Here is a 22,149-nt window from a genome sequence, read left to right as displayed (position 1 = left end):
TCATACCACATCCAGATTTCAAAAAAAAAGGGAAACCGCGATGTTTCGAATAAAATTCACAGTTTCGTCCAGTTTCCCAACTTTTCTTAATCTTTTGTTGAACGATTCGTTGTTTCAGGAATGTCCAGATGCTCTTGTAAAACCTCGGCTTGTTTTTTAATCCGGTTGATCCGGGGCTCTGCTTGAAATTGAAATGCTTCAATATCTTTTTTCAAAGAGTCTTGCAAATCCGGTACTAATTGAGTCACCAGAGATTGAGTCCGTTTCAAAGATGCGGAGAAATTTTCGATGCTTTGATTTAGGTCTTCTTGCGTCGCTGCTGCTTCTTCTAGATTTTGTTGGAGCTTGCGGCGGGTGTCATTGCCACTTTGAGGAGCTAGTAGCAAGCCGGCACTTCCACCGACCACGGAACCAAAGACCAAGCCTTTGAGAAAATCCTTTATCATAACAATGCCTCCTTTAAAAATGGCTTAAGCCAAAGTGTCGGTAATTTTTTTTGCAATGGCAGTCATTTCACTCTCCGTAAGCTCATCTTGGTGATTGCCAAAGTGAATGGAGAAGTCGTCTTCTTTGGAATAGCGAGGAATCAAGTGAATATGACTATGGAAAACAGACTGGTAAGCCAGTTCTTTGTTGTTGTTTAGAATATTCATCCCTTGGCAGTCAGGAAAAGCTTTTTCAATGGCCCGGGCGATTTTAGGAATGCGACTAAAGACCTCTTTGGCCAAGTCTTCATCGTATTCAAAAATGTCGGTCACGTGTTTTTTCGGAACCACTAAGGTGTGGCCTGGCGTCACTTGGGAAAGATCCAAAAAGGCATAGACGGCCTCGTCTTCGTACACTTTATAGCTAGGAATTTCTTGGTTGATAATTTTACAAAAAATACAATCGGTCAATGAAATCGCCCACTTTCTACTCATTTCTTCTACTTTATCATATTTTGTGCTTTTCTTAAATCAAGTCCCTTCACGGTTTATCAGGAAAAGTAAGGCAAGTAAGCCCGGTTCTCATTGCCGGAACTCTCGTGGTATAATGGGGCCATTGAATAGTTGGAGGACAAATCATGACCCTAGTAGTAGAACATCTCTCCGGTGGCTATGGCCAAGTGCCGGTGTTAAAAGATTTAAATTTCCGAGTGCAAGCAGGCGAACTGGTAGGCTTAATCGGCTTAAACGGCGCCGGTAAGAGTACCACCATTAAAGAAATTATCGGCTTATTGCAACCGCAAACCGGTAGCGTGAAATTAAACGGTATAACTTTAGCTATGGATGCGGCGGCTTACCGCAAGCAAATCGGCTATATCCCAGAGACGCCGGTCTTGTATGAAGAGTTGACCTTAAAAGAACACATTGAAATCACCGCCATGGCCTATGATATTCCCTTGGATGTTGCCATGAAACGGGCGGAAAAACTCTTAAAAACCTTCCGTTTAAGCAATAAATTGGAATGGTTTCCGGCGAATTTTTCCAAAGGGATGAAGCAAAAGGTGATGGTGCTTTGTGCCTTTTTAATCGAACCGTCTTTGTACATCATCGACGAGCCTTTTTTGGGGTTGGATCCATTGGCGATTCACGCCTTATTGGAATTAATGAATCAAATGAAGGAAAGTGGCGCTTCGATTTTAATGTCCACCCATATTCTGGCCACGGCAGAAAAGTATTGTGATCGTTTTATCTTGCTTCATGAAGGCAAGATTCGGGCCCAAGGAACCTTGGCGGATTTGCAAGCAGAGTTTGATTTACAAGGGGCTTCTTTGGACGAGATTTACTTAACCTTGACCGCCGAAGCAGGTGACGAGGTATGAAAGAACTCTTTGCCACACGTTTGAAGCAACACCAAAAGCAGATGATGCGCTACTTGCGTTACGTGTTCAATGATCACTTCGTCTTGGCTTGCACTTTTTTACTAGGTGGGGTGGGGCTTTATTACTCTGATTTCGTAAAGACGTTACCGGCAAACTTTTTGCCTGGGAAAGTGGTCATTTTAATCGTTTTAGTCGGCTTGCTCCATGTGGGGACGTTTGTCAGTCTCACAAAGCCTGCCGATCAAGTTTTTTTGCTGCCTAAAGAAGTTCAGATGCAGGACTTTTTAAACCGAGCCTTTAGGTATTCACTTTGGTTTCCTTTTGCCGTACTAGTCCTAGGGGCGGGCTTTTTGATGCCTTTGTACGTGGTGAGTACTCAGCAGAGTTATTGGGCATTCTTTCCGTTAGTCCTTTTATTATGGAGTTTAAAAGTCGCATTCTTGTATTTACGTCGTTATCAATTGGTGCAAAATCCTTGGCTTGCTTCTCGGTGCTATCCTTTGTGGTTGGTGACTAGTGGGGCGATGTTAGCAGTGGCCTTGTGGTTTTCACCTTGGTTGGGTTTAATTGGAAGCGTCTTGCTGGCCTTAGTCTATCGAGAGTTGCTTTTAAAACGAGTCAAACAACCTTTGGCTTGGGACAAGATGATTGCCACGGAAAATCGCCGGTTGCAACGGATTTATCGCTTTATCAATCTGTTTACGGATGTGCCACAAATTGCCACTTCGGTGAAACGTCGGAAGTATCTTGATGGTATTTTGGCTTTGATTCCCAAAGAACAGGGCCACAGTTATTTGTATCTATTCAGTCATCGCTTATTGCGAGGCTCTGATTTTGGGGGACTCTATGCACGTTTGTTGGTGTTAGGTTCACTGCTGTTATATTTCGTGGCGGAACGTTGGTTTAGTATCGGCTTGGGCTGTTTGTTCTTGTATTTAATCGGGTTTCAATTAGCCCCTTTGTACAATCAATTTCAATACATGGTCATGACGCAGCTTTATCCTTTGCCAGAAAAGCAAAAAGCGCGGGCCTTGCAACAATTAATAGTAGGTTTGCTGTTATTTGCCGGGCTCGTATTCACCTTGGTGAGCTGCTTTGTTTACCCTGATTGGGTGGAACGGGCTTGGTTATTAGGGAGTTTTAGTTTGTTTAGTCTGATTTTTGGCTACTTGTACTTGCCCCGCCGCTTGAAAAAAATGCAAGGCTAGTTTACGGGCTTGAAAGCGGTAGAAACCTAAAATGGAACATACACTCGCTTGACGCGGTCTACTTCGGAGGCTAGAATAGGGGTACTTTGTAAATTCCCGGGTCGGTCGTTTTGCTGCTCATTTTTTACTGACAGAAACAACTCCCGGCTTTTACCCATGGACAAATTTTTGGAAAGGACGGTTGGCGATGGATTTTCAATTGGGTCAAGATTGGCAATTGAGCCCCTTAAAAGGGGATACCGGTAAAGCCTATGTCGGTTTGAAGAACAACGCCAAGGTATTTGTCAAACGCAATACTACGCCCATGCTCGCCGCCCTTGCCAAAGAAGGCATCACTCCTAAACTAGTCTGGACCAAGCGCACGGGTAATGGAGACACCTTTTCTGCTCAGGAATGGCTGGAGGGTCAATTGATTTCCCCAGAAGAAATCGGCATGCGCAACGACGTGGTAGACGTCTTGTACCAACTGCACCATTCGAAGACCTTGATTCAGATGTTAGAAAAAATCGGGGGCGAAACCGTCACCCCGAAAGAGATGTTGCAGCAATACCAAGCGGCACTGCCTCAACCGGTGGAAACCAATCAGTTTTTAGGTTTGGTTTTCCGCTATTTAAAAGACAACGTGCCCAAGTTTGTGGAAGCCGACAAGGCCGTGGTTCACGGGGATGTCAATTACCGGAATTGGCTAGTTTGCCGTCACTACTTATACTTGGTAGACTGGGACTCCATCATGTTTTCCGATCCTTGTGTGGATTTAGGTACTTTCTTAGGGCATTATCGTCCGAAATCTGCCTGGAAAAACTGGCTGTTAAGCTACGGCATGATGCCTAGCCAAGAAAACTTGGACAAAGTATACTGGTACGCTCTGTTTTCTTTGCTCCAAGAAGTGAAGAAATACTATCATCGGGGAGAATACACTCGGATGAATGAAGTGATTTTACAGTTGAAGCGCGTATTCAGCGAATAGAGGCTGAAAGTTTGGACAGGGGTCCGAACTTTCGACCTCCTTTTTTACGACAAAAATGCAGATACAAAGGAGAAAAACATGCGAGTAAGAAAACGCAAAGGTGCCGAAGAATTATTGGCAGCTCATGGAGATATCGTAGTAGCAGATCCTACTGAGTGGCAAGGGCGCTGGCAGGAACGCTTCGGCAACAATCACCCGATTCACATTGAAATCGGAATGGGAAAAGGCAGCTTTCTCACAGGGATGGCCGCAGCGCATCCGGAAATCAATTACATCGGAGTGGAGATGCAAGTCAGTGTAGTTTCCCATGCTTTGGATAAAGTCTTGGAGCAAAACTTGACCAATGTGCAACTGCTTCATGTGGACGGCTCGGCTTTAACCGAGTATTTTGCCGAAAGTGAAGTCGATCAGATCTATCTGAACTTTTCCGATCCTTGGCCAAAGAAACGCCACGAAAAACGCCGCTTGACCTCAAAAAACTTTCTTGCTGTGGATGAGGCGATTTTAAAGCCCGCGGGAGAGATTCATTTTAAGACCGATAACCAAGGCCTTTTTGAGTATTCCTTAGCCAGCTTTTCCCAATACGGCATGACGTTGAAGCAAGTCTGGTTGGATTTACACCACAGTGATTTTGCAGGCAATATCATGACGGAATACGAAGCAAAATTCTCCGCTAAAGGACAACCGATTTACCGAGTGGAAGCCCAGTTTGCGGACAAAGAAAAGAAATAAATGAAAAGGCCCCCTGATTTGGTTGGAAGAAACCAAATCAGGGGGCTTTTTTTGTGACTAATGCAGACTTACCAGATGTGCACCCGTTTTTCGGGAGCCAAGTACATACCGTCTTGCTCGTTGATGTCATAGGTAGTGTAAAAGTCGTCGATATTTTGCAATTGGATATTGCCCCTAAGTTTTGCCGGAGCGTGGACATCGATGGCTAGGAGGAGTTGTTCGTATTGCGGCCGTGCTTTGCTGCGCCAGATTTTGGCCCAGTTGGTAAAGAAGTCTTCCAAGGAAACTTGGTCTTCTTTTTTCGCCGCGGCTAAGGCACAGCTCAGTCCCCCGGCATCGGCGATATTTTCGGAGACGGTTAAGGTCCCATTGACTTTACCCCCAGCGTAAGGCAAGCCGTCAAACTCGGCAATCATCGCTTGGGACAGTTTTTCGAACTGGGCTAAATCCGCTTCGGTCCACCAGTTGTTCATGTTCCCGAATTCGTCAAATTTCGCCCCGTTGTTGTCAAAGGCGTGGGAGATTTCATGGGCGATTACCGCACCGATTCCGCCGTAGTTGGCGCTTTTTGATTGTTCTAAGCTGTAAAAGGGTGCCTGCAAAATCGCTGCCGGAAAGACGATGACATTCAAGAAAGGATGGTAATAGGCGTTTACGGTGGCGGCACTCATTTCCCATTCTTCTCGATCTTTGGCCTGACCGTATTTGCTAAAACGATCTTCCCGTACAATCCGGGCAAAACGCCGGGCGTTGCCCACTAACGTTCCCCCTTCAGACTTAGGCTTCGTGTGGAACCGATCATAAAAAGCTGGAATTTTTTCCGGATAACCTACGTGAATGCCCAAGGTTCCCAATTTGACAATGGCTTTTTGGCAAGTGGCTTCTGAAAGCCAGGTGTTGTGCTCCAAGCGTTCTTGGTAGATGGCAATCATCTCTTTAACCATATGTTCCACGTCGGCTTTGGCTTTGGGGCCAAAGTACTTGCGACCATAGTATTCCCCAACCACTTGGCTGAAGCGACCGTTGGCCAAGTAAAAAGCAGCCTTATCTTGCGGTTTCGGTGCGGTGGCGCCGGAAAGTTGGCGGCTGTAAGTCCCACCGAGCACTCGGAGTTCCTCTGAAAGATAGCCGGTGAAGGCCAACGCTACTTGAATCAATAACCAGCTCTTCATCAATGGAAAATTCGTGGGATTGGCGATTTCATCTAAGGCGGTGAAGTAATCCGGTTCCGTCACGATGATTTTCTCTGGTTCTTGCCCGATTAAGCCTAGCGTGAGACTACGTAAATCAAAGAATTGGGAATAGTTGGTAAACTCGTCAAAAGTCCGAGGATTGTAGTTTTTACTGTAATCGGCATTTTCCTCGGAACTGCGCACGTGAGGGACGATGAGCCGGTCAAAGGCGAGGGCCTCTGACACAATCGTTGCGGCTTGTTCTTTGGAGTAATCCAGTTTTTCTAAGACGGCGCGGGTCATGGTCCCAAAGGCATCCAAGAGTTGTGGACCTTGGGCATTGTCCTCGTCATAGTAAGTCTTATCCGGTAAAATCGTGCCAGCAGGACCGGCGAAAAATGTATTGAAGCGGGTGTTTTTCATGTCTTGATCCACATCCACGTCAAAAGGGAGCGGCAGACCTTCCAAGACCCAGTCCACCAATTGCCGGTTCAAATCTTCCAGGTTTTCCAAAGCGGTGACCCGCTCCAAAAGCGGACGTAAGGGAGCAGCTCCTAAGCGGTCGCGGCTTTCATAATCCTTGGCTAAGTCATAGTACGCCACGGCGTCTTGGAGGCGACCAGGGGGAATCGTTTCCGGATGCTGGCTGAAGTCTTCAAATTCTTTCATCAGTAGCCGGTCGATTTCGTCTACTAAGTCTTGGAAGCCACCGGTGGCCGGTTTGTCTTCTGGAATCTCGGCGGTTTCCAGCCAGGCACCGTTAACGTATTCGTAAAAATCATCTTTTAAGAGACTGGACATAGGAGCACCTCTTTCTTGTATTTTCCTTATTATCGCCTAGTGGCTGGATTTCTTCAAAGAAAATGAAACAGCTACCCCTGATACGAAATCGCCGCTCTCCTCTTTTGCGAGGGAATCGGGTATACTGAAAACAAAACAATGCAAGGAGGAGCGTCTATGGTGTATCCTTTAAATGAATGGGTAGGGATTGAAGAGGAGCGATTTCGGCCCTATCGCAATTGGCGCACCACCAGTGGCTATCTCTGTGGCACCAATGCGTGTGCCGTGCTCTTGGCGTACTATCAAGATTACCTCGATGAAACGATCGTACCGCAATTTTTGCGGCGGCAGAAAAGTAGCAACGGCAAAACTTTAATGGCCTTTTTGCGGATACTGATTCAGCCGGTGGATTTGCCGACTCTGGCTCCTCAAGTCAGCCATGGCCTCAGCCGCTATTTTTCCCATTTCGACTTGCCTTATCGGGGACGCTCGACTTTAGTAGGGGGCTGGTACCGGGCCACAAAGCGCATCCAAGCTGGCAAACCTGTGGTCGTCGGACTGATGAAAGCAAAAGGCTCCACCTATGGCAATCACTGGGTTACTGCTTATGCCTTTATGGAAACGACTGCTGGCAAGCGCTACTTGAAAGTCCACGACAACTGGGGCAAGTACAATCAAGTCATCCCTGCAGAGTGGCTGAATGGCACGGTGAGCTTGCCGTAAATCCTACCTCTTTGTCCAAATTAGGCAAAGTTTGTGGTATAATTGAGAAAATTTGTGAACAAATTGGAGGAAACGAAATAAAATGGCCGTTAATTACGCAGAAAAGCCTTTGAAGATCTTCAGCTTGAACGGGAACCGTCCTTTGGCAGAAAAAATTGCTGCCGTCTTTGGCACCAAGCTAGGGGACTGCGCCATTAAGCAGTTCAGCGATGGTGAGATTTCCATCAGTATTGAAGAAAGTGTCCGGGGAGTTCACGTGTATTTGATTCAAGCGACGAATCAGCCTGTTAATGACTACTACATGGAACTGTTGATCATGATTGATGCGTTGAAACGAGCAAGTGCTAAGACGATTAATGTAGTCTTGCCTTATTATGCTTATGCCCGGCAAGACCGCACGGCTAAGCCTCACGAACCGATTACCGCCAAACTAATCGCCAATATGTTGCAAGAAGCGGGGGCTACCCGGGTCTTGACCCTAGACTTACACACGGTGCAAGTCCAAGGCTTCTTCGATATTCCTGTGGACAATTTGTTCACCATGCCGTTATTTGCCAAGTATTACCGGGAATTGGGAATGGTTGGAGATGATTACGTAGTGGTATCACCGAAAAACTCTGGGGTGCAACGGGCCCGTAGCCTAGGTGAGTACTTGAACACCACTTTGGCCATTGTGGACCAAGAAGAAAGCGATCCAAACGGTGGCTACGTCATCGGGGATGTGGCTGGTAAGACCTGTATCATGGTGGATGATATTTTAAACACCGGCAATACCTTGGTGAAAGCGGCCCGTTTCCTTAAAGATGCCGGAGCGAAGGAAGTCTACGCCTGTGCTTCTCACGCGTTACTCTCTCCACCGGCGAAAGACTTGATCGAAAAATCCGATATCGTTTCCTTGTGTGTGACGGATTCTTGTTTGACCACGCCGGATCGCCAGCCGGACAATATGGTGTACATCACTTGTGCGGAACTTATGGGGGCTGCGGTAAAAGTCATTCATGAAAACAAACCGATGAGTCCTTTGTTTAAATTAGAGGAAAAATGCTTTAAGTAAGCATGATTAATAAATAAAAACAAGGTTGGGCCAAAGGGTTCCAACCTTGTTTTTATTTACCACTGACAAACAACTGATGAAACTTGTCTGGAAATGGTCAAGTGTCATTTTGGCAGATGAACTAAACTAAAGTCATGAGAGGAGTGGTAAGATGTTAAAGGAATTAAACCGTGTGATTGAATTACTAGAAGAGCAGCTGCTTGAAGAAGTGGATATCTCTCTTTTAGCTCGGGAAAGCGGGGTATCTGAGTATCATTTGAAGCGCACTTTTCGTTTTTTAGCGGGCGTTTCTATTCCTGAATATGTGAAATATCGCCGCTTGGCCTTGGCAAATGAAGCACTAGTCAAAGGAAAATCCGTTACCAGCGTAGCTTTTACTTATGGCTTTCAAAGTGTGGAAGGTTTCTCCCGGGCTTTTAAATCTTGGGCCAATTTCTCCCCCAGTGAAGCGAAGCAAAGTGGGCGTCAAAAATCGTATCCTCCTCTCAAATTTTTAATTGATGTCAAAGGAGGCATTTCAATGGAATTTCGAATCGAAAAAAAACCAGCCTTTCAATTAGTCGGGGTGACCAAACGCGTACCGATTCAGTTTGAAGGGGTCAATCAGGAAATCATGGCTTTAGCTCAGTCCATCACGGCAGAACAGCGAGCTCATATGCATGAACTAGGGGACTTATATCCTAAGCAAGTGGTAAATGCATCTTATGATTTTTCAGAAGGCCGTCTGGCGGAACAAGGAGAGCTGACCCAGCTCATCGGCTTTGTTACTTCACAGGAAAATCCCTATGATGATTTGGAAACAGTGGGGGTAGCAGCGCATACTTGGGTGGTATTTCCTAGTCAAGGAGCCTATCCTCAGAGTCTGCAAGAAACTTGGGCGAATGCTTTTGCCCAGTGGCTACCTAGCTCTGATTACCAACTAGTAGACGCTCCGGAGATTTCTTTCACAAAGTTTGAAGAAGACTTAAGCAACGTTTACAGTGAACTGTGGTTGGCTGTGGAACCTAAATCTACTTTAAAATAACTAGCGAAGGCCCTTCATTTTTAGAAGGGTCCTTTTTGTGTAAGAGCGTCCCTTGTCTCAATGGGCAATCTTTTGCCAAGGTATATGCTCCGTGCTAAAATGACAGGAAAGGAGTTTTGCTCCTGGTAAGAGAAGGGAAGTAAGAGATATGGAAGGGTATTTTGATCACGCGGCTACGACACCGTTGCATCCAGAAGCACTGGCGGAGATGAATCGCCTGGCCGAGACCACCTTTGGCAATCCGTCGAGCATTCATGGCTATGGTCGTAAGGCGGCCATGGAGCTGGAGTTGGCCCGGGATGTGCTTGCGACCAGCCTCGGGGTGAAAAGCCACGAAATCATCTTTACCAGTGGTGGCACGGAAGGGGACAATACTGCCTTAATTGGGGTTGCCATGAGTCGCAAAGACCTTGGGCGCCACATTATCACCACCGCTATTGAACATCCCGCGGTGCTAGAACCCATGCATTATCTCGAATCTCAAGGCTTTGAGGTGACGTATTTACCGGTGAATGAACAAGGTCAGATTTCCTTAAGTGATTTAGAAGCGGCCTCGCGCAAAGATACGATTTTGGTTTCCGTGATGTACGCCAATAACGAAACCGGCAATCTTTTGCCCATTGCGGAGATTGGGGCATTATTGAAAGAGCATCAGGCGGTTTTCCACACGGATGCTGTACAGGCCTATGGGAAGGTGACGATTTCCCCCAAAGAGCTGGGTATCGATCTTCTAAGTGCTTCGGCCCATAAGTTCAATGGACCTAAAGGCGTGGGTTTCTTGTATAAGAGTGACCAAGTTTCTTTGCCCGCTTATCTTAGAGGGGGCGAGCAGGAAGAAAAACGCCGAGCAGGTACGGAAAATCTACCAGGAATCGGGGGCATGGCCAAAGCGGCCAGCTTGTTAACTGCGGATGCAATGGTGGAAAATGGCAATCGCTACCGTCATTTTGCTAAGCTTTTGACTGAGGCTTTAGATGCGGCTGGCGTCAATTGGCAACTAAATGGGGATCCTGTAAACAAGCTACCTCACGTGTTGAACTTGCGTTTTCCCGGCGTTTCCAATGATTTGCTGTTGATGAAGCTCGACTTGAAGCAATTGGCGATTTCCACCGGCTCTGCTTGTACCGCGGGAAATGTGGAACCGTCCCACGTTCTAGAGGCTATGTATGGCAGTAAGAGTCCGGTCACCAAAGAGTCCATTCGGGTCAGCTTTGGCTTTGGCAATACGGCGGAGCAAGTCCAGTTTTTGGCGGATTCCTTGATCGCCATCTTGCAGAAATAAGCGGGATTTAGGCTAGTCAAAGCAAGAGCCAACTTATATAATAAAAGTATCGACGACAAATGAGGTGGAATTATGGCATTCGAAACGCAAGCAACGGTATTAGGTAGCACTCAGGCCTACGCGATCGCACCAACGGCAAAGCGCTATACTTTACGAGACAATGGCTTTGTGGAAACCAATGGGGGCAATTTTCAATTGATTCGCCCTTTGGAAGCAACCCCCCAAAGCAAAGAAGGATTTAAGTTGAAAATCACGGTCTCCAAAGACGTGAAAACTTTGAAGATGTCGATTACGACGAATAACGGGCTAAAAGCGGTCAATATTTTTAAAGACGAGGCCCACAAAATGCTTCAAGACAAATTTTACTTTCTTATGGACGGCTTTATCAGTCGTGGTTTGTTAGTAAAAGTCGACTAAACCAAACGCTTCCTTTGCAGGAGGCGTTTTTGTTTTGGTTTAAAGAAGGATGATTTGTTTCTTATCTGGCAGTGCTTTATACTTAAGGAGAAGTAGTCGTCCGTCTTGATGGCAAAGGAGGTCTCCCTGATGAAATTTTTTACTGCAGATACGCATTATTTTCATGCTGATCTTTTAGGGGACAATGACTTTGCTCCCCGACCGTTTCGCACGGTGACGGAGATGAATGAAGTGATGGTGACCAATTGGAACCGCGTCGTAAAAGACAATGACGTGGTGTACAATTTAGGGGATATCGCCATGCATCCCAAATACGAGGCGGGTTATCCTGAGATTTTGGCACTATTGACCCGTTTAAATGGTCAGATTCACTTTGTCAAAGGCAATCACGACAGCCGGGCTTTTTTCAAATATCTGGCTGCCCATGATCCGGGGCACAGCAAAGGGAAGAAGTTTTTCTTTCACGATGTGGGCGTGATCATCAAATTTGATCACCACCAGTATTACTTGACCCACTATCCGGTGCTTTTAGGAATCACTAAAAATATCCGCAATATTCACGGGCATATCCATTACTCCAGCATTCCCATTAAAGAAAATCTCAATGTGGGCGTGGATGCCCCGGAGTTGAGTTACTTACCAGAGAAACAACCTTTTGGCATGCCAATTTCGGAAAATCAGATTGGCATCATTGCCGCAGCCAAGGCTGCCGAGTTGGCGAAATTACGTCATTGATTGTAAGTGGAACGCAAAAAAAGACAGCTCTTCTTATCTGTAAGAAGGGCTGTCTTTTTGCTGTTTATCTGAGTGTAAAAGTCAGTGTTGCTTAAAGAACTGTTTTTGATCCAAGACTCTTAAGAGGATGGAAATCACCGCAAAAAGGAGTGAAAGCACCACGTCTTCTACTGAAATCTCGTGAAATCGCAGAATCGGCATAAATAGTAAGGGAACGGCGTACAAAAAGCGCCGCTCATTCTTGCGCAAGTTGCCCTGAAATAAAGAACTGAAAAAAGAAAGGGTGAGGATGCCTTGCTTATTCAAGTAACGCCAAAAAAAGAAGATGCCTAAAGTGACAAGCACCAAGGGAATTCTGACGACGGGCAAATAAAAGAACTGGTGCAACAGACAACTGTCTAGGAATAAGAGTCCGTAGAGCAGTATCAAAGCCCACTTTTGTTGTTTTTCCGTAGTCATAAGGAGCCTCCTTTGCTTTTATTCGATAAAGCGTTTTCTAATCTCTTCTATGATACTACAAGGGCCATTTTTTTTCGAAGAATTCTTTTACGATACAGGCATAGTTTATAAAACTGGCAGCAAACAGCAAAACCTTCTGTCCAGTAGGTGATACTAGACAGAAGGTTTTGCTTAGCGAGTTTCTAAATCGTGTAAGAACAAACCACTTAAAAGCTTTGGTTCAAACCAAGTGGACTTCGGTGGCATGATTTCTCCAGCATCTGCCACGGCTAATAAGTCTTCCATTTGAGTAGGATACATGGAAAAGGCTAAACGCCACTGGCCACTATCCACCAAACGCTCCAACTCTTCCGGTCCCCGAATGCCCCCGATAAAGTCGATGCGCTTGTCCGTGCGAATATCCATAATGCCAAAAATCTTCTCAAAGACTTGTTTTTGCAAGATGGAGACATCTAAGCGCCCCACGGCATCCGTGGGAATCACAGCTTCTTTAATGGTCAAAGTGTACCATTTACTATCCAGATACAGTTGAATCTGACCTTGGGCTACCGATTTTTTTACACCGGAGACTGCCACATCAAAGGCTTGCTCCAATTGTGAAAAGAAATCTTGCGGCAAATCGACATTCAAAACGCGGTTGTATTCCCAAATCGCTAACTGGCTTTCCGGGAAGATGATGGACAAGAAGTAGTCACTTTCACTACTTTGCTCGCTGTTTGCCCGCTTTTCCAGGCCGACTTTCACCGCAGACTCCGTACGATGATGACCGTCTGCGATATAAAGGGCAGGCACTTCGTCAAAGGCCGCTGTTAAGTCTGCGATAATCGCTGAATCGTCAATTACCCACACTCGGTGTTGGACCTCGTGATAGCTGGTAAAATCATAGACCGGTGTCTGTTGAGTTTGCCACTGGCTAATGAGACATTGGATGTGTTCTTCATCCCGGTAACTTAAGAAAATCGGACTGGTATTGGCATCACAGGCTTGAATGTGCTTAATCCGATCCACTTCTTTTTCTGGCCGGGTAAATTCGTGCTTTTTGATCTTGCCGGAAGTGTAGTCATCGATGGAGGTAGTAGCTACTAGACCGGTTTGACTGCGACCATTCATGGTTAATTCATAGAGATACAATAAGGGCTGCTGTTCTTTGATGAGCCATCCCTTTGCCAAAAAGTCCTGAAAGTTCTCTGCGGCTTTTTGGTAGACTTGGGGATCGTAAGGCGACAGGTCGTGGGGCAGATCGATTTCCGCCTTGTCAATATAAAAGAAACTATAGGGATTGTCCGCGGCTAACGCTTGGGCTTCAGTGGAATTCACCACATCATAGGGGAGACACGCCACTTGGGCCGCCAGCTCAGTAGCAGGGCGAATCCCAGGAAAAGGGCGAACTTGGACCATTTAGCAGGCCCCCGTTTCGTTTTTAATCACGCGCACTCGGATGATTTCCGGATTGGCTGTGAGTTTTTCTGCCACGGCGGCGACTTTGGCCTCATCATCTTCGTTAATATCTACCAAAGTATAAGCGTAGTCATCTCGTCCTCGGTTGACCATGTTTTCAATATTAATGCCTTCTTCCGCCACAGCAGAAGAAATCTGTCCTAACATATTCGGTACATTTTTATTGATAATGGTGATGCGGTAAGGGCTGTTAAAGGCCATTTCCACGGTAGGAAAGTTGACAGAGCGTTTAATCACACCAGTTTCCAAGAAGCGTTTCAAAGTGCGGGCCGCCATTTTGGCACAGTTGACCTCGGCTTCATCCGTAGAAGCTCCTAGGTGAGGCAAGACGAGGATCTTATCGTGATGCAAGAGTTTTTCATCCGCAAAGTCCGTCGTATAACCGGCTAATTCCGTGGCTTCTAAGGCAGTTAGCACCGCATCGTCGTCCACGATGCCCCCACGAGCAAAGTTGAAGAGTTTTGCGGTTGGTTTCATTTTGGCGATTTCACCAGCACCAATCATACCTTTTGTCTTGTCCGTCAAAGGCACGTGAACCGTGATGAAGTCACAAGTCGTCAGGACTTCATTGAGGTCTTGGGCCCGTTGCACACGGCGAGAAATCGTCCAAGCGGTATCCACGGAGACGAAGGGATCAAAGCCCATGACTTCCATGCCGAGACGGTAGGCGTCATTGGCCACCATGGCGCCAATCGCCCCTAAACCGATGACCCCAAGTTTTTTACCTTCTAATTCATGACCGGCAAACTGGGCCTTTTGGGCTTCGGCTTGGGCTTCCACGTCCTCACCGGTTAATCCTTGCACCCACTGAGCTCCTTGTAAAATTGGCCGCACGGAAAGCAAAAGACTGGCTAAAACCAATTCTTTCACCGCATTGGCATTAGCACCAGGGGTATTGAAGACCACGATGCCTTTTTCTGTACACTCTGCCACGGGGATGTTATTCGTACCCGCTCCGGCCCGAGCCACAGCTAAGACACTTTCCGGAAAGGCATAATCATGGAGCTTTTGGCTACGTAAAATAATGCCATCCGGTGTCTCTCTTTCGTTGATGGTGTAGTTGTCTTTGTCAAATCGGGACATGCCTTCTGGAGCGATGGCATTAAAAGTTTTAATATTGAACATTTAGACCCCTCCATTTTCTTTTTCGAATGCTTCCATAAAGGCAATCAAATCCAGCACCCCTTGTTTCGGAAAGGCATTGTACAAGCTCGCCCGCATGCCGCCTACAGAACGGTGACCTTTTAAGTTTTGGAAGCCGGCTGCTAACGCTTCGGTATTGAATTTCTTGTCTAACTCTGGGCTTCCGGTGATAAAAGGAATGTTGGTAATAGAGCGGCTGTCTATGGCTACAGGGCTAGAAAAGAGTGCTGATTTTTCAATTGCTGCATAGAGCAATCCTGCTTTTTCGCGGTCCGCTTTTAAGATACCGGGCACGCCTCCTTGGTCTTGAAGCCATTCAAAGACCAATTTCGCCATGTAAATCGCAAAGGTCGGTGGCGTATTGTAAAGGGAATTGTTATCTGCTTGCAATTGATAGTCCAGCATTGGTTCGGCCACAGGGCACAGGCCAAGCAAATCTTCCCGGATGATGACCACGGTTAAGCCAGCGGGCCCGATATTTTTTTGTGCGCCGGCGTAAATGATGCCAAAGTCGGCCACATGATAGTCATTGGCTAAAATATTGGAAGACATATCGGCCACGATTGGCACCTTGCCAGCTTTCGGAATGGCTGCAAAGGTAGTACCCATAATGGTGTTATTAGTCGTGATGTGTAAGTAAGCCGCATCTTGGTCAATCATTGCTTCGGTGATTTCAGGAATATAAGTGAAGTTGTCCTCCGCAGAAGAAGCGATGACTTCCACTTCTACGTTGTCTAAAGCCTTTGCTGCGGCAATTGCTTTTTTCGACCACATCCCTGTGTTAACGTAGAGGGCTTTTTTACCTTGGGCCAAGTTTAGCGGCACCATGGAAAACTGCAAGCTCGCACCACCTTGTAAGAACAAGACTTTGTAATTGTCCGGGATTTGCATTAGTTCCCGCAATAAGCGCTCAGCATCTTGGATAATTGCTTCAAATAAGGAGGAACGATGACTCAACTCCATCACGGACATGCCACTACCTTGATAATCTAAAAATTCGGATTGTGCCTTCTCCAAGACTGGTTTGGGCAACACAGCTGGTCCGGCAGAAAAATTGTAAATTGTCATTACATTCGCTCCTTTTCCTCGTATCATTTTTTAGAATTTTCTCAAATTAATGAGTTATTGCTTAGTGTAACAGAAGTTGTTCGGAGTTGAAAGAAAATTGTGAAATTTTATACAGATTATTCCGAATTATTCGGCAATTTCTTGTAATCTTATTAGATATATTGGTTCATTATACAAAAATACGGTAAAAAACGAAGAATCCATTAGATGAAGTTTCCCGGAGTGCTTCAAACGAATTGGAAAAAACAAAGAAACTTTTATTTTTAATGGGGAAAGTGTGAAAAATCGGCTCGCCTGTTGTATAATTGCTCTTACTGATCGCGACCTTCAAATCGATTGATTAGAATCTATAATGAAATGATGGTGAAAACATGACAGACAACAGCAAGACACGAGTTGTCGTGGGCATGAGCGGCGGGGTAGACTCGTCGGTAACAGCGCTGCTACTTAAGGAACAAGGATATGACGTTATCGGAATTTTTATGAAAAATTGGGACGATACCGATGAAAATGGCGTCTGCACTGCCACAGAAGACTACAAAGACGTGGCCAAAGTCGCTTCCCAAATCGGCATTCCTTATTATTCCGTGAATTTTGAGAAAGAATACTGGGATCGGGTTTTTGAATACTTCTTGGCCGAATACCGGGCAGGACGGACACCAAATCCGGATGTAATGTGCAACAAAGAAATCAAATTCAAAGCCTTTTTGGACTATGCTATGGATCTCGGGGCAGAGTATGTGGCTACTGGCCACTATGCGCAAGTCACTCGGGATGCAGACGGTACGGTGCATATGCTTCGAGGCGTGGACAATAACAAAGATCAAACCTATTTCTTGAGTCAATTGTCTCAAGAACAACTACAAAAGACCATGTTTCCTCTAGGAGGCATGGAAAAAGCTGAAGTCCGAGCGATTGCAGAACGGGCAGGACTAGCCACGGCCAAGAAGAAAGACTCTACTGGGGTTTGCTTCATTGGCGAAAAGAATTTCAAACAATTCTTAGGCCAGTACTTACCAGCGCAACCAGGCAAAATGGTCACACTAGACGGCGAAGTCAAAGGGGACCACGATGGTTTGATGTACTACACCATTGGACAGCGGCAAGGTTTAGGGATTGGCGGCGGTGGCGCCAGCCAAGATCCTTGGTTTGTGGTCGGCAAAGACTTGACCACCAATACGTTGTACGTGGGCCAAGGCTTCCATCATCCGGCTCTTTATGCGGATTCGTTAGATGCCAGTGAAATCCACTTCACCACTGAAGAAGATCAACCGCAAGAATTTACTTGCACTGCTAAGTTCCGTTACCGTCAGCAAGATGTACCGGTAACCGTTCGTTTACTAGAAGGCAATCGGGCGCAAGTCATTTTTGACGAACCAGTTCGGGCCATTACCCCGGGGCAAGCGGTAGTTTTCTACGATGGTATGGAATGCTTAGGTGGGGGCTTGATCGATCACGCCTACCAAAAAACAAAAGAACTACAATACGTTTAATGCTGAGTAGTGTCAAGGCCAGTCCTTGACACTACTTTTTTGATGGAATAAGAAAACAAAATTTACAAAAATATAAAGCGCTATCAAGAAAAAGGTGGTACACTATTTATGTAGAAAAGAGTTAAAGGAGGCTAGGGGATGCGGTTAAAGGAGTATCTAAGTCATGAGGAGCTACAAATTTTAGACGAAGAGTTGTTTTGTGTCAGTTATCATGCAATTTTGCAAGGCAAGTGGCCTTACTTAGACGAAGGACAAATCCGTAAATGGCGCCTGCTTAATCCCGCAGATCGGCAACAAGCCGCGATTGCTTGGGCTGATGATTACCTAGCCGATTTGCCGGAGTGGACCTTAAGTACGTACTTTGCTCGTTATGGTAGTCAGTATCTGCCAAAAGCCCGGGCCAAACGCATTCATTCATAAGAAAAAAACGGAAAAGCTGGGCTGATTCCCGGCTTTTCCGTTTTTTTGGATGGTTATTGTTTTTCGGTTTTGATTTCGGCGGTGTTTTTCCGGACGAGTAAGAAATTGGCTAAAACCAGTAATGAGGTGGAGAGGAAGACGGCACGATACCCGAAAAAGCTCGAGACAGAGGAGCCAATCATGGGGCCGAAGACATTTCCTGTCGCTTGGAACGATTGATTGTAGCTAAAGATTCGGCCAGCCGCATGATGAGGAGAATACTTGGTAATCAATGCATTAACCGCAGGGAGGAGGCAGGCATCGGATACGCCGATAAAAAAGCGCAAAATACCTAGCTGCCAGACATGGGTGACAAAGGCCATGGGAATATAGACAAAGATAGCCAAAAGTAAGCCCACTGCCAAAATCCGTTCGCTACCGATTCGATCCCCTAAGCGACCCATGCGTGGAGCGGCGATTAAGGTGGCCACTCCGGGAAGGGAAGCGATGATGCCGCTGATCAAAGTGACATTTCCCTGACCGTGGAGCAGTTCACGAATGTATAAACTGATGATTGGGCTGATGGAATTATTGGAAGCTTGGATGATCATGGTGGTGATAAACATGCCAATCACCAAGTGTGGGTATTCCAACTCTTTCAAAATCTTACTGGCCGGCTGTAAGTCGGTTTTTTTGATAGGGGTGAATTCTTCATGAACAAAAATCAAGCTTAAAAGGAACACTAGAAACAGGATGCTCCCGGTGATGAAGAAGGTTAAACGATAGCCAAAAGCGCTGGCGATAATGCCTCCCACCAATGGTCCTAAAAGTTGCCCCGTAACCGACCCCGTAGCCAGAGTACCCAAGACTTGACCACTGCGTTCTTTCGGGGTGCCCGTGGCGACTAGGGCGGTGGCGTTACTGATATAGCCGGAAAAGACCCCTTGCAAAAGACGCAAGCCCACTAGTTGGTAGACATTGGTCACCAGACCCATGGAGGCTAAAACGATGGCCATCCCCAGTGAAGCTCGCAGCAACATGATTTTCCGACCTTTTTGATCGGCTAACCGGCCCCACCAAGGAGAGATAATGGTGGTGACTAGAAAGGTAGCGGAAAAGGCCAACCCACTCCAAAGGTTCAAAGCATGGGGGGAGAAGTCGCCTAACGTGTCGATGTATAAGGACATGAAAGGCATGACGAGGCTAAAACCCATCCCGGCCATAAACGTGCCAAACCAGAGAACCAGCAGATTCTTTTCCCAAGTTTTCCGGGGACGAGTCAGGTTTTCTTTAAGACGTTGAAAGAAAAGTACAAGCAAAATAAAAACTCCTTTATGTAATGGGCGAAAGGTGTGCTTTCACAGTTAGAAAGCACAAGAAAAAAACTGCTTTCCTATGATAGTACAGGATTTTGTTTCCTGCAAGATGTCAGTATCATAACAGCTATTCTTTAAATTCTTGCAAATGTGAAGATAAAAAAACGGACATTTTCTAATAAGTGTGGTATTTTGATACAGAAATCTTGTCAGACCCGTAAAGACCGGGTACGATAGAAAGTGAAAAGAAGAGGGAGTCGGCAAAATGTATTAAGTTGTAATCATGCACGGGGACAATGAGCCCTGGTGGTTTTTTGAAGACTGGCGCAAAGATATCTGTTGTGAAAAGCAGTTTGACCAAGAAGCAGCGGCCATCGCCTTTTACCAAGAGGAATGGACCCGTTTGATGCAAGAATACCCCGAACGTTCCGCTAAACCGAACTACTTGGCTGCCTTTTGGCGGGAAGAAGACGAGCGGTGGTGCGAAGAATGCGACGATTACTTGCAGCAATATACCGGATTGGCCTTACTAAAGGACTATCAACCGGTGAAAGAAGTCAGCGATTCGGCCTATTATCAAGAACTCCACGGTCAAGCCAAATGCCGTGTTTGTAATCGCTAAAAACATGTTACAAATGTGTAAAAAAGACGAAGGATGAGAGCCAGCGCTTTGCTTTAGTAGTGGCAGCTCACATCCTTGGTCTTTTCTTGTCTTGTGCAAGATGATATGCTAGGACTATTGGATTGGCAAAGTGTGCCAGTGAGAGAGTGTAAGAAGGAGCAATTATGGGAAAAAAATTAATCGTAACGGAAAAGCCTAGTGTGGCAAAAGACTATGCAAAAATTCTCGGTGCCAAAGCCCAAGGAAAAGACTTTTTTGAAAGTGAGCGGTACTTGATCACTTGGGCCTATGGGCATCTTTTAACTTTGAAATTACCAGAAGACTTGAAACCGGAGTGGAAGACCTGGCAGATGGAAACACTGCCTATGATTCCTAAAGAAATCGGCATTAAGCCCTTGCCGAAGACTCACCGGCAGTTAAAAGTGATTGGCAATCTAGCAAAACGCAAAGACGTCGATGGGGCGATTATCGCCACGGATGCTGGTCGAGAAGGGGAAGCAGTGGGCCGCTACATCTTCGAATGGCTGCGTTTTGCTAAACCATTGGAACGTCTGTGGATTTCCTCCCAGACGGAAAAGGCGGTGAAAGCCGGTTTTGCTCAATTGAAGCCTGCTAAAAACTACGAAAATCTTTATCAATCTGCTGTAGCTAGAGGGAAGTCAGACTGGCTAGTGGGTTTAAATGTCACCCGGGCACTCACCGTGAAATACGAGGACAGTTTAAGCGCCGGCCGAGTTCAAACACCTACCTTAAACTTAGTAGCCCAAGCTCAAGAAAAGATGGAAAAGTTTATTCCTACGACCTATTACTCTGTGGCGCTAGTTTATGGCAATGCCAAGGGACGCTTGCAAAGCAAAAATCCGCAACGCTTTAAAGAGCGTCAGGAAGCAGAAGACTTCATTGCTGCCTTACAAGGGAAAATCGGTCAAGTCACGAAAGTCGAACAAAAGACGAAGAGCCAAAATGCGCCCTTGCCTTATGATTTGACGGAGTTGCAACAAGTGGCCAATAGTCTGTATCAGTATTCTGCGAAAAAGACCTTGAATCTCGTCCAAAGCTTGTATGAAACCCACAAAATCGTCAGCTATCCTCGGACGGACTCCAAGTATTTGCCTCAAGATTTGGCTAGCACCATGAAAGAACGCCTGCAAGCTTTGGCGGGCTATGACGAGCGGGCTAAGAAATATTTGGCCCAAGGAGCACAGGTGAAACAAAAAGCGGTCTTTAACGATAAAAAGGTTACCGACCACTATGCGTTGATCCCCACGGAGGAACGCCCGCGCTCTGAGAAGCTTTCCACCGATGAAAGTCGGATTTACCATTTGATTTTGGAACGCTTTTTAGGCTTGTTTGCCGAGGCATATCAAACGGCAAAAACCACGGCAGAAGTCCAAATCGGATCAGAAACTTTTGTCTTTACCCAAGAAGAGGTCTTAGCTGCTGGTTGGAAAAAGGATGCTACGATGGCGAAAAATCCGCTAGATTGGCAAGAAATCAAGAGCCTTAAAGGAGATTTTGCCATTACGAAAGAGCTCACCAGTGCACCGCGGTTGTTAAGCGAAGGAACCTTACTGGCCCAAATGGAAAAATACAATTTGGGAACTCCAGCGACGCGGGCAGAAATCATTGAAAAACTGTTGAAATCAGAACTAATGGAACGTCGGGGAAATGGATTAGCAGTGACGCCCAAGGGCAAACAGCTCTTAAGTTTGGTCAATCCTTCCTTGGCTTCTCCAGAACTAACCGCCAAGTGGGAACAAAGTCTGGAAGCCATCGCCCAAGGAAAAGAAGATCCTAAGAAGTTTCTAAAAGAGATTGAAGACGCCACTCGTAAACTGGTGGCGGAGATCAAAGAGTCCAAGGAAACCTATAAAGACTTCTCCTTGACGACGAAAGTCTGCCCAGAATGCGGTAGTCAACTGAAAGAACGCAACACCCGAGACGGAAAAATCTATCTATGCAGCAATAGCGAGTGCAACTATCGCCGCAGAAAAGAACCAAAAGTCTCCAACCATCGTTGTCCCCAGTGTCATAAGAAAATGGAAATCATCGACGGCAAAAACGGTGCTTTCTTCAAGTGTAAATTCTGCGGCATTACGGAGAAAATCCCGGATAAACAAGAACGGAAAAAGAAACTCAGCAAACAGGAAGAACGCCGTCTGCTGAAGAAGTATTCCCAAGAAGAAGAGCTGGAAAGCCCACTGGCAGCTGCCTTAAAAGCCGCTATGAAAGAACAGTGATTGCAATAGAAAAGCCAGGAAAGTTCTCATTTGAGAATTTCCCTGGCTTTTTG

At 46.1% G+C, this 22,149-nt stretch carries 22 protein-coding genes; 14 read left to right on the top strand and 8 right to left on the bottom strand.

The genetic code is table 11. From position 1 onward, the window contains the following. Nucleotides 1-86 precede the first annotated feature (86 nt). Nucleotides 87-446, bottom strand: a complete 360-nt coding sequence (locus tag I579_RS02550; protein ID WP_010752755.1) for a YtxH domain-containing protein — start codon at nucleotides 444-446, stop codon at nucleotides 87-89. Nucleotides 447-470: 24 nt separating this feature from the next. After that, the gene (locus I579_RS02545) at nucleotides 471-896 is read right to left on the bottom strand and encodes an HIT family protein (RefSeq protein ID WP_034810356.1); all 426 of its coding nucleotides are present in this window, start codon (nucleotides 894-896) and stop codon (nucleotides 471-473) included. Nucleotides 897-1,063: 167 nt separating this feature from the next. Here I579_RS02545 and I579_RS02540 point away from each other — a divergent pair, with 167 nt between their 5' ends. The 4 genes from I579_RS02540 to trmB all read left to right on the top strand — a co-directional run bounded on the left by I579_RS02540 (nucleotide 1,064) and on the right by trmB (nucleotide 4,711). Beyond that, the gene (locus tag I579_RS02540) at nucleotides 1,064-1,804 is read left to right on the top strand and encodes an ABC transporter ATP-binding protein (RefSeq protein ID WP_010752757.1); all 741 of its coding nucleotides are present in this window, start codon (nucleotides 1,064-1,066) and stop codon (nucleotides 1,802-1,804) included. After that, a complete protein-coding gene (locus I579_RS02535; protein WP_010752758.1) occupies nucleotides 1,801-3,012 on the top strand; it encodes an ABC transporter permease in 1,212 nt (403 codons plus the stop codon). Before I579_RS02540 ends, I579_RS02535 begins: the two co-directional genes overlap by 4 nt. A gap of 187 nt (nucleotides 3,013-3,199) precedes the next feature. After that, complete coding sequence (locus tag I579_RS02530; RefSeq protein ID WP_010752759.1) at nucleotides 3,200-3,979, top strand: phosphotransferase family protein; 780 nt, start codon at nucleotides 3,200-3,202, stop codon at nucleotides 3,977-3,979. A 78-nt stretch (nucleotides 3,980-4,057) separates the two neighbouring features. After that, the gene (gene trmB, locus I579_RS02525) at nucleotides 4,058-4,711 is read left to right on the top strand and encodes a tRNA (guanosine(46)-N7)-methyltransferase TrmB (RefSeq protein WP_010752760.1); all 654 of its coding nucleotides are present in this window, start codon (nucleotides 4,058-4,060) and stop codon (nucleotides 4,709-4,711) included. Nucleotides 4,712-4,779: 68 nt separating this feature from the next. Here the strand turns inward: trmB and I579_RS02520 are convergent, their stop codons facing one another. After that, a complete protein-coding gene (locus tag I579_RS02520) occupies nucleotides 4,780-6,684 on the bottom strand; it encodes a M13 family metallopeptidase (protein WP_010752761.1) in 1,905 nt (634 codons plus the stop codon). 156 nt (nucleotides 6,685-6,840) lie between these two features. On the opposite strand from I579_RS02520, the gene I579_RS02515 reads away from it, so the two are divergent. From I579_RS02515 to I579_RS02490, 6 genes are all read left to right on the top strand, one after another. Continuing rightward, on the top strand, nucleotides 6,841-7,386 hold the full coding sequence (locus I579_RS02515; protein WP_010752762.1) for a hypothetical protein: 546 nt from the start codon (nucleotides 6,841-6,843) through the stop codon (nucleotides 7,384-7,386). An 82-nt stretch (nucleotides 7,387-7,468) separates the two neighbouring features. Then, nucleotides 7,469-8,440 (top strand): ribose-phosphate diphosphokinase, encoded by a 972-nt coding sequence (locus I579_RS02510; RefSeq protein WP_010752763.1) that lies wholly within the window; start codon nucleotides 7,469-7,471, stop codon nucleotides 8,438-8,440. A 151-nt stretch (nucleotides 8,441-8,591) separates the two neighbouring features. After that, a complete protein-coding gene (locus I579_RS02505) occupies nucleotides 8,592-9,464 on the top strand; it encodes an AraC family transcriptional regulator (protein WP_010752764.1) in 873 nt (290 codons plus the stop codon). A 148-nt stretch (nucleotides 9,465-9,612) separates the two neighbouring features. Next, nucleotides 9,613-10,746, top strand: coding sequence for a cysteine desulfurase family protein (locus I579_RS02500; protein ID WP_010752765.1), 1,134 nt, complete (start codon nucleotides 9,613-9,615; stop codon nucleotides 10,744-10,746). A gap of 72 nt (nucleotides 10,747-10,818) precedes the next feature. Further along, nucleotides 10,819-11,163 carry a DUF1831 domain-containing protein gene (locus I579_RS02495; protein ID WP_010752766.1) on the top strand — a complete coding sequence of 115 codons (345 nt, stop codon included), beginning with the start codon at nucleotides 10,819-10,821 and terminating at the stop codon, nucleotides 11,161-11,163. A 129-nt stretch (nucleotides 11,164-11,292) separates the two neighbouring features. Then, nucleotides 11,293-11,898 carry a metallophosphoesterase gene (locus I579_RS02490; RefSeq protein WP_010752767.1) on the top strand — a complete coding sequence of 202 codons (606 nt, stop codon included), beginning with the start codon at nucleotides 11,293-11,295 and terminating at the stop codon, nucleotides 11,896-11,898. Between the two features lie 81 nt (nucleotides 11,899-11,979). On the opposite strand, the gene I579_RS02485 is transcribed toward I579_RS02490, so the two are convergent. From I579_RS02485 to serC, 4 genes are all read right to left on the bottom strand, one after another. Continuing rightward, nucleotides 11,980-12,357, bottom strand: coding sequence for a hypothetical protein (locus I579_RS02485; RefSeq protein ID WP_010752768.1), 378 nt, complete (start codon nucleotides 12,355-12,357; stop codon nucleotides 11,980-11,982). Between the two features lie 171 nt (nucleotides 12,358-12,528). Beyond that, nucleotides 12,529-13,755, bottom strand: a complete 1,227-nt coding sequence (locus tag I579_RS02480) for a DUF1015 domain-containing protein (RefSeq protein ID WP_010752769.1) — start codon at nucleotides 13,753-13,755, stop codon at nucleotides 12,529-12,531. Then, entirely contained in the window at nucleotides 13,756-14,940 is a 1,185-nt protein-coding gene (locus tag I579_RS02475; protein WP_010752770.1) for a phosphoglycerate dehydrogenase, read from the bottom strand. Next, nucleotides 14,941-16,026, bottom strand: a complete 1,086-nt coding sequence (gene serC, locus I579_RS02470; RefSeq protein ID WP_010752771.1) for a 3-phosphoserine/phosphohydroxythreonine transaminase — start codon at nucleotides 16,024-16,026, stop codon at nucleotides 14,941-14,943. A 371-nt stretch (nucleotides 16,027-16,397) separates the two neighbouring features. Here serC and mnmA point away from each other — a divergent pair, with 371 nt between their 5' ends. Together mnmA and I579_RS02460 are read left to right on the top strand one after the other, a co-directional pair. Then, nucleotides 16,398-17,519: a tRNA 2-thiouridine(34) synthase MnmA gene (gene mnmA, locus I579_RS02465; protein WP_016249768.1), complete on the top strand. Its 1,122-nt coding sequence runs from the start codon at nucleotides 16,398-16,400 to the stop codon at nucleotides 17,517-17,519. Between the two features lie 138 nt (nucleotides 17,520-17,657). Further along, entirely contained in the window at nucleotides 17,658-17,939 is a 282-nt protein-coding gene (locus I579_RS02460; protein ID WP_010752773.1) for a hypothetical protein, read from the top strand. 53 nt (nucleotides 17,940-17,992) lie between these two features. Here I579_RS02460 and I579_RS02455 read toward each other — a convergent pair whose 3' ends face one another. Then, nucleotides 17,993-19,237, bottom strand: a complete 1,245-nt coding sequence (locus I579_RS02455; RefSeq protein ID WP_010752774.1) for a multidrug efflux MFS transporter — start codon at nucleotides 19,235-19,237, stop codon at nucleotides 17,993-17,995. A gap of 280 nt (nucleotides 19,238-19,517) precedes the next feature. Between I579_RS02455 and I579_RS02450 the strand changes: the two genes are divergently transcribed. Both I579_RS02450 and I579_RS02445 read left to right on the top strand, forming a co-directional pair. Continuing rightward, nucleotides 19,518-19,856: a DUF1033 family protein gene (locus tag I579_RS02450; RefSeq protein WP_010752775.1), complete on the top strand. Its 339-nt coding sequence runs from the start codon at nucleotides 19,518-19,520 to the stop codon at nucleotides 19,854-19,856. Nucleotides 19,857-20,020: 164 nt separating this feature from the next. Further along, nucleotides 20,021-22,096, top strand: a complete 2,076-nt coding sequence (locus I579_RS02445) for a DNA topoisomerase 3 (protein WP_010752776.1) — start codon at nucleotides 20,021-20,023, stop codon at nucleotides 22,094-22,096. Nucleotides 22,097-22,149: the final 53 nt, after the last annotated feature.

Source organism: Enterococcus asini ATCC 700915 (genome assembly GCF_000407365.1).
Classification (GTDB): Bacteria; Bacillota; Bacilli; order Lactobacillales; family Enterococcaceae; genus Enterococcus_C; species Enterococcus_C asini.
Note: the sequence above shows the minus strand (reverse complement) of the source record. Positions and strands in the feature narration are given on the sequence as shown.